The organism is Gelidibacter sp. (assembly GCF_039916245.1).
Classification (GTDB): Bacteria; Bacteroidota; Bacteroidia; order Flavobacteriales; family Flavobacteriaceae; genus Gelidibacter.
In genome coordinates this window covers 1-7,004 of sequence record NZ_JBDSLS010000182.1, presented here as the reverse complement: position 1 = coordinate 7,004, position 7,004 = coordinate 1, and the positions used below count along the sequence as shown (strand labels likewise).

Sequence of the window (7,004 nt, the reverse complement as noted above, 5' to 3'; positions counted from 1 at the left end):
ACGGCTAAAAATCCGGTTACACTAACCAATCCAGCAACAAAAGATAATAGAGAAGCGATTTGTAAGTTGTGGCGGGCTGTTCTTTGTTTACCTTGTCGTATAAACATTTATTCCAACTTTAATTTGTTAAGGTAAGCGAAAAGTAAAATACAGTTTATGCCGGTTAGGTCAATTTTTCCCACATTCAAATTTTCTTTAAAAATAATAAAATCCAATTAAATTCCCGTTAATCCCTCAGTTGGTTTGAGAGGCAATCGACGGGGTATTAATGATCAATTTTACGTACAATTATCAATTAAAAAAATATATTCAACTTAAAGTCTTTTTTGAGAAATAGGCAATAATCATTCCTGGGATGGATAAAGCAATTGCAAAATAGACCAGGCTCATTGGCGAATATATTCCGAGCAACAATCCTGCTACTGAAGAAGCAATCATAATAGATAAATTGAATACCGAAGACTGAACCGAAGTAGCTACATCTTTTGCAGTTTCTACCTGTCTGCTCACGCCAGCTTGCAACAAGGTTACTAATGGACCAAATGAAAGTCCCCATAAAAAGAAAGCAAAATGTCCCAAACCTTTTGTTCCACCGAAAAGTGGAAAAATAGCCATAGAGATCATTAGAATGGCAAACATTAATATGGTGAGGAGCCGCAAATGCTTATCGGTATATTTTATGGCCAACAACACGGAAATCAATGACCCGATTCCAAAATACAATAAGGCACTTTCCACACCTCCAGCCAACTGAATTTCATCAACAAGACTTGTGATATAAACATAAACCCCATAATGTGCAATGACACCAAGTAGTGTAAGTAGTAAAATAAGTAAAACCCCAGGTATTTTTAATAGCGCAAATGGGGAAGAACTTTTAGTCAGTTTCTCTCCTGGTGCTGAAGGCAAAGCAAAAAAGCTAATTAACGCAATCAGGATAATAAAACATCCAAGACCTATGAATTCTGTTCGCCAGCCATATTCATTGCCGATGGAAGTCATAATTGGCATTCCAATACTAATTCCTAAAGTTGTTCCTGCCATAATTACTGCGATGGCTTTTCCGTGATCTTGTTTATCTACCAATCGCATTCCATAAGCAGCAATCATCGGCCACATAACCCCAGCGCAAATTCCACCGATAACTCTTAAGATTACAATAATCGTATAATCATGTACAAGACCTGCAATAATATTAGAAATAGCAAATCCACCAAGCAAAGTGAGCAACAAATATTTTCTGTTAAACTGCATGGTCATTGAAATAAGCGGGATTGCAAAAATAGCTGAAGCTATCGCGTAGTAACCCACTAAGTTTCCAGTTTGCACTTCGCTGATACTCAAATCGCCCATCATTAGAGGAAGCACGCCAGAAGGCATTAATTCTGACAGTATTCCCACAAAAGTTACCGACGACATTAAAATCATTATCAGCCACGGAAAAGCTTTTTTGGCTTGTTTAGTGATATTTTGATTTCTCATAACTTTGTTTTTTATAAATTTTGGAAATATAGTAAGTACTTCACTTCAATTATTTTCAATTTTTTTAATGAAATAATCAATAGTGAAGTACTTAAAAAAGCTTTTAATTTAGATTAAAAACTTAAAGGAATATCATATTCCATTTCCTTTTTACGGAATAAGAAATTACCATTACGCACAGATGCTAAAACATCTACTCTTCTGCGAATAGCCTCATAAACTGAAGTTTCATTTAATACAATAAAGTTTGCTGCTTTTCCTACTTCAAGACCATAGCTGTCTTGAATATTTAAACACCGAGCCCCATTATAAGTGATTAAATCAAAACTTGTTTTTATTTCTTCTGGAGACATAGTTTGAGCCAGGTGGATTCCATTGTCAAGAATATTCATCATGTTTCCATTCCCCATTGGATACCATGGATCATTTATTGAATCTTGGGCAAAAGCAACATTGATTCCCAGCTCTATAAACTCTTTAACTCTGGTTAATCCACGGCGTTTTGGATAAGTATCTTGACGACCTTGTAGATAAGCGTTTTCTGTAGGACAAGCAATAAAGTTCATTTTGCTCTTTTGGAAAAGATCCATCATTCTAAATGCATAAGAATTATCTGCGGAACCAAACGAACAGGTATGACTTGCAGTGGTTCTGGTGCCGTAATCTTCCATAAGGACGAGAGCATTCAGTAATTCCACAAAACGGGAGTGTGTATCATCCGTTTCATCACAGTGAACATCGATCATTTTGTCGTATTTTAAACCAAGACGAACAATATCGTGAACGGATTTTTCCCCAAATTCCCTAGCAGGTTCGTAATGCGGAATTCCTCCAACAGCATCAGCTCCCATTTTCAATGCTTCTTCCACTAATTCAAGTCCGCCTTTATAAGTGTACATTCCTTGTTGTGGGAAAGCAACAATTTGGATATCCACTGTATCTTTTAGATCTTCCTTCATTTCCAACATCGCTTTTAATGCTGTGAAATTAGGATCTGTGACATCAATATGTGTTCGAATGTGCTGTACACCTTGAGAAACCTCATCCTCAATTCCCTTCATCGCTAATTTCTTTACACTTTCTACCGTCAAGGTTTCTTTGAATTTTGGCCATAATTCAATAGCTTCAAACAAAGTACCTGAGCCGGCACCTTCTTGTCCTAGTTCAGATAAGGTGTAAACATAATCCAAGTGCAAATGTGGATCTACATAAGGAGGTAACACCAGCTTGCCGCCGAGGTCTATTTCGTCATCACATTTTGGTAAATTAGTTCCAATTTGAGTGATTTTTCCATTTTCTACAATCATTTCCGTTGCAGCTTCGTTGCGATAAAATTTCGCATTAAAAAACTTCTTCTTCATTTTAGATTAATTTTAATTTATTAATATATTCCGTAATTGTTCATGTTTAAAAACCAAACATGGCTTCCGCTCTTAAGCTCTAGATAGCTGTGCTGAGCAAAGTTATGGCTATATTTTCTGTTTTATCCTGATTTATATCAGTGTACCCGATATTTTAAAAAAAATTATTCCTCACTAAATATTTCTGTGATTAAATTATTTAAAAATGAATTTATTCACTTCTTCTATCTCCTCTTGGGAAATAGTATGAGGTCGACCATCATATACCTCTAAGGAGACTTTTGCATTCATCTTTTGCAGAATGGCGACACTTTCATTTACACGTTCTAGCGGTACATGCGGATCGGGATTTCCAGTTCCGATAAATATGGGAGTTCCGTTAAAGTCGCCGGAATAATTCTCCGTGTTTAATTTATCGCCAATAAGTCCCCCGGTAAATGCCGCTACGCCGCCAAATTTCTGCGCATTACGGGCAACAAACTCCAATGTAAGACAAGCGCCCTGCGAAAAGCCGAGGAAGTAAATGTTTTCGGCGGAGATTCCGTGGTTAGTTACCTCATCTAAAGTTTCTTTCAATATATTAAGAGCAGATGAAAGCCACGGCTCATTTTGCTCTGGTTTGGCCAAAAAGGAATATGGATACCAAGTGTTATTTGTGGCCTCAGGGGCAAGTAAGGCGTATTCAGATACATTGAAATACGGAGCAAGACCAAGAATATCACGGGCATCCGCTCCACGACCATGTACCATAATTAAAACCTTCTCGGCCTCTTTTAAAGATTTACCTGCCGTTTGTATATTTTTCTTGTGCATTTTTCTTGAAATTACATTTTAAGTTTTGGCAGTGCTTTTTCAATCTTAGCTCGCATCGCTTTATATTGATCTGGTAATTGCAGTGAACCTCCCAGGTTTTCTACCGTTTCATCCGTTGCGAATCCGGGATTGTCGGTCGCGATTTCAAATAGTATACCACCCGGCTCACGGAAATAAAGCGAAAAGAAATAGTCTCGGTTTATTTTCTCGGTGATGTGAAGACCTCTAGCCATAATTTTTTCTCTCATCGACATCAAGTCCTCTTCATCTTTAACACGAAAAGCCACGTGATGGTTTGTACCTCCCGCATTTAAACCTCTTTGGGCCTGAGGCATTTCCAATAAATCTACTAAAGCTGCGTTTTCTACAGCATCCGTTTTATAGCGATATAAATTGCCTTCTTGTGCAATTTGTTTGTAACCGAATACTTCAGTTAAGATTTCCGCTGTGGCTTTAATGTTATTCAGGGTCAAGGTGACCGTGTGAAATCCTTTGATTGCAACTTCAGACTTTATTTCAGCGCTTTCAAGCCCGTTTCGCCCATCCTTATTTATCGTTTCAATTATAGTGAGCCACAATCCATCAGGATCCTGAAAAGAAAGTTGTTTTTCTCCAAATCGTTCATTAAGGTTGAAAGAAATATTGAGACTTTCAAAACGGGCTTTCCAGAAATCCAAGCTTCCTTTTGGTATGGAATAGCCGATATCTGTGGCCATACCGGCACCGTTCTTTCCTTGCCTCACATTTGCCCACGGAAAAAAGGTAAGGATGGTTCCAGGTGAGCCAACTTCGTTCCCGTAGTAAAAATGGTAGGTTTGTGGATCGTCAAAATTAACGGTCTTTTTTACCAGACGAAATCCAAGTGTTTTGGTATAAAAGTCGTAGTTACGCTGCGCATCGCCAGCAATGGCGGTGATGTGATGTAATCCTAATATTGTATTCATAATTTTTTAATTAAATTTCTTTTAAAATCTTGGTGTTGGGTAGGGAAAGTATTCTGTTTCATCTCCTTTAATTTTAGCAAACGATTGCTCCTTACATTTTGGCTTGGCTTCTTCAATAAGTACTTTATTTGATGAAACAAAGTTCCAGTCAATAAATCGTTCCTCAGGAAAAGGTTCGCCACCAAAAATATAGATGGTGTTGTTTTCCTGAATGGTGAATTCGCAAAGTGTGCTGTCTTTTGCCGCTAATAATTGTTTGGGGTCATAAACATTTCCTTCGCTTTCAATGGCACCTTCAAGAATATATAAACCAGATCCGCCATAAAGTTCGTCACCAATATTCACCGTCTGTTTCAAGCATAAACAGTTTACTGCATAATGCTGCCTTCAAATAAAAATGTTAGTGTAGAAAGACCAATGTGCGGATGTCGCAAAACATCAAAATTTTACCGTTTACTTAATTTAACTGGGCCCATATGATCTATGTAAATGAACGGCCGAGTAATTTATCTGGATCTTCTAGGGGCACTTTATCATCAGAAACGATTAACACGGGTATGATCCTGTTTTGAAAATGTTCATTTTTTTTCAAAAGATCTGCCCTTAACAATAGATCTTCAGCAAGTTTCATTTTTTTTATGGCTTGATCTGATATTTTTTTGCTTTATTTAAATAGTTGTGGGAAAGGAATTTGACTCCACAGTTCTAATTCTCAAAAACGGTGTCTCGGCCTTTGGTCAGGATATAATGATCTCCTTTTCCTCTCAACTCATACGCGTCGTTTTCATACCAAATTCCAGATGCGGCTTTTTTCTGTTCCAAATCAATTTGTTCGCCGCCGTTTAAATAGGCCTTAACCGTCCCGGCCGTGTTGTTAAAAGTCATTGTTAAAACATCGCCCTTGTCACTTTTCACTTCTACGTTTACCTTATTGTCCTGATGTTCGAAAATCACTTCGCCGTCTTTTTTAAGCCAGATATCGTTTCCTTTTCCGCGCAAGTCATAGTGCTCATTTTTATACCAAATACCCGATGCGGCCATTTCCTGGTTCAAAGCAATGCTTTCCCCATTAAAATTTACGGTTGCCTTTCCTTTTGAATTGTCAAAAGACATTTCAAGGGTTTCGCCATCTTTATTGGTCAGTGACTGGGTAACCACATCATTAGAAATTGTTTGCTCTGTGGCGGTAGAATCGATGTTTCCTTGTTTCTGCTTATCCTTACAGGAAATAACTACTGTTGTTGTTAGCATTCCGATTACAAAAAATCTTTTTATCATTTTCTCGTTTTATTTTTAAGGTAGTTGAATTATAAAATTAGCTCTTAAAAATTAAAGTTATAAAAAACTTGTCATCAAAGCAGGTCAATTAAATAAACATTAACCATTTTAGCGGCTTTTTTACTTCTTTATTAATTCTTTTTTTTTATTTAGCCTGCGCAGGTAGTTCCATAGAGATTTCTATTAAAAGTATTTCAGAATTTTTAAGGGCTCCCAATTCAAAAGAATCGGATTAGGGCGATGTTCAGAGCAGTAAGGCATGTGAAATTCTTCCTCTACAGATTAACTAAATTATATGCATAATCTGTGATGCTCCCTAAGTATATTCCATGATCTTCCATACCATCGCAAGGTCCATACAAATGCATTACCAACCTATTTTGAAATATTTTAACAACAGAAGCACCAATGCTTCCGCAAAATCTTTCAATGCTAAAATCAAAGAATTTAGGGTGGTGTTTCGAGGAGTAAGAGATGCAAAATTCTTCCTCTATAGATTGACTAAATTATATGCTTAATTTGTGCTACTCCCCAAGAATATTCCTTGATCGCATAATGGTCAGTCGATATGCAGTTTGTTCGATAATTAATTGTTTTTTAAATTACCAAATATCTATGTCTGTTGAAGCAATGGGGTATACTCTCAAAATTGATTCAATAGCAAAATTGAATTGGTAGATTGTATAATTTTCTTAAAAATGCCTTAACTAAACTAATTTGGCCAAGGGTTTGTGGCAAATTAGGTACATTTTTTATTACGGCGAAAGGTAAATTTATAACCTTGAAGGAACAAGTTGTTTTGATAAAGTATAAAACTCACATTCATAAACATTCGATTTATTAAAATAGGATCTACCAGATTTTTTAAGCGAACTACTACATTATACTATGAATTGCTAAATTCAATTTATTAATCCATTATACGGACTATTTCATGAAACCCTCTTGCCTTTGCGTGTTGCAGTGGAGTGATTCCATCAAAATCAGGTATATCCATTCGTGCTCCTGCATCTTTTAAGATTTTTACAATTTGCTGGTACTTTTTGCTCCCGTCACCTAGAATAACAGCTTCCATTAAGGCAGTCCATCCCAATCTGTTCACATGATCTATGGGGTAATTTTTGGT

General features: G+C 36.7%; 5 protein-coding genes and 4 pseudogenes. 1 reads left to right on the top strand and 8 read right to left on the bottom strand.

Annotation, left to right across the window (positions count from 1 at the left end):
* The 7 genes and pseudogenes from ABIQ28_RS09925 to ABIQ28_RS09895 all read right to left on the bottom strand — a co-directional run.
* A pseudogene (locus tag ABIQ28_RS09925) lies at nt 1-107 on the bottom strand (DUF1275 domain-containing protein); the annotation flags it as partial.
* Between the two features lie 202 nt (nt 108-309).
* The gene (locus ABIQ28_RS09920; protein ID WP_348036798.1) at nt 310-1,482 is read right to left on the bottom strand and encodes an MFS transporter; all 1,173 of its coding nucleotides are present in this window, start codon (nt 1,480-1,482) and stop codon (nt 310-312) included.
* A gap of 113 nt (nt 1,483-1,595) precedes the next feature.
* Nucleotides 1,596-2,843, bottom strand: coding sequence for an amidohydrolase family protein (locus ABIQ28_RS09915; RefSeq protein WP_348036796.1), 1,248 nt, complete (start codon nt 2,841-2,843; stop codon nt 1,596-1,598).
* Between the two features lie 195 nt (nt 2,844-3,038).
* A complete protein-coding gene (locus ABIQ28_RS09910; protein WP_348036794.1) occupies nt 3,039-3,656 on the bottom strand; it encodes a dienelactone hydrolase family protein in 618 nt (205 codons plus the stop codon).
* An 11-nt stretch (nt 3,657-3,667) separates the two neighbouring features.
* Nucleotides 3,668-4,600, bottom strand: a complete 933-nt coding sequence (locus ABIQ28_RS09905) for a ring-cleaving dioxygenase (RefSeq protein ID WP_348036792.1) — start codon at nt 4,598-4,600, stop codon at nt 3,668-3,670.
* A 21-nt stretch (nt 4,601-4,621) separates the two neighbouring features.
* Nucleotides 4,622-5,097: pseudogene (locus ABIQ28_RS09900) on the bottom strand (pirin-like C-terminal cupin domain-containing protein); the annotation flags it as partial.
* Nucleotides 5,098-5,305: 208 nt separating this feature from the next.
* The gene (locus ABIQ28_RS09895) at nt 5,306-5,878 is read right to left on the bottom strand and encodes an MliC family protein (RefSeq protein WP_348036790.1); all 573 of its coding nucleotides are present in this window, start codon (nt 5,876-5,878) and stop codon (nt 5,306-5,308) included.
* Nucleotides 5,879-6,222: 344 nt separating this feature from the next.
* Here ABIQ28_RS09895 and ABIQ28_RS09890 point away from each other — a divergent pair.
* Nucleotides 6,223-6,396: pseudogene (locus tag ABIQ28_RS09890) on the top strand (transposase); the annotation flags it as partial.
* A 392-nt stretch (nt 6,397-6,788) separates the two neighbouring features.
* Here the strand turns inward: ABIQ28_RS09890 and ABIQ28_RS09885 are convergent.
* A pseudogene (locus ABIQ28_RS09885) lies at nt 6,789-7,004 on the bottom strand (hypothetical protein); the annotation flags it as partial.

Bases quoted from the DNA above. Each gene is read 5' to 3' on its own strand.
- ABIQ28_RS09910 (WP_348036794.1), bottom strand. From the start codon at position 3,656: ATGCACAAGAAAAATATACAAACGGCAGGTAAATCTTTAAAAGAGGCC.
- ABIQ28_RS09915 (WP_348036796.1), bottom strand. From the start codon at position 2,843: ATGAAGAAGAAGTTTTTTAATGCGAAATTTTATCGCAACGAAGCTGCA.
- ABIQ28_RS09920 (WP_348036798.1), bottom strand. From the start codon at position 1,482: ATGAGAAATCAAAATATCACTAAACAAGCCAAAAAAGCTTTTCCGTGG.
- ABIQ28_RS09895 (WP_348036790.1), bottom strand. From the start codon at position 5,878: ATGATAAAAAGATTTTTTGTAATCGGAATGCTAACAACAACAGTAGTT.
- ABIQ28_RS09905 (WP_348036792.1), bottom strand. From the start codon at position 4,600: ATGAATACAATATTAGGATTACATCACATCACCGCCATTGCTGGCGAT.